Raw genomic sequence first — 314 nt, 5'->3', positions numbered from 1 at the left:
AAGCGCGTGCGTTACTTTATCTAAATCGTTATAATTTAAACTATCAAAAACACAATAAGATGCCTCGGGTATTTCTAAAATATGTTCAGCCGATATCTTCACATCCCAACGTCGTATCTCTTCAATTGCAAATGAAAATACCTCATCAGATTTAACGTGGCCATTAGATTTTTCCTCAATATATTCCTTTAAGTTTCCTTTTGAATATGTAAACGAATGGTCTTCAGCAAATGGTGTTTCGTTTACTGGTGTAAGTGTATCTTCATCTTTAATATAATGCGTGCTGTTTACTGTAACCCTATTGCCTTCAAACA

General features: G+C 34.1%; 1 protein-coding gene. It reads right to left on the bottom strand.

Going from position 1 to position 314, the window contains the following annotated elements; genetic code table 11:
* The coding region (locus tag EYD45_RS16575) for a four-carbon acid sugar kinase family protein (protein WP_207303328.1) at positions 1-314 on the bottom strand (314 nt) is incomplete at both ends.

This window comes from Hyunsoonleella flava, from assembly GCF_004310325.1.
Classification (GTDB): Bacteria; Bacteroidota; Bacteroidia; order Flavobacteriales; family Flavobacteriaceae; genus Jejuia; species Jejuia flava.
The sequence above is the reverse complement of the archived record's forward strand: the minus strand, read 5'-3'. Positions and strand labels throughout refer to the sequence as shown.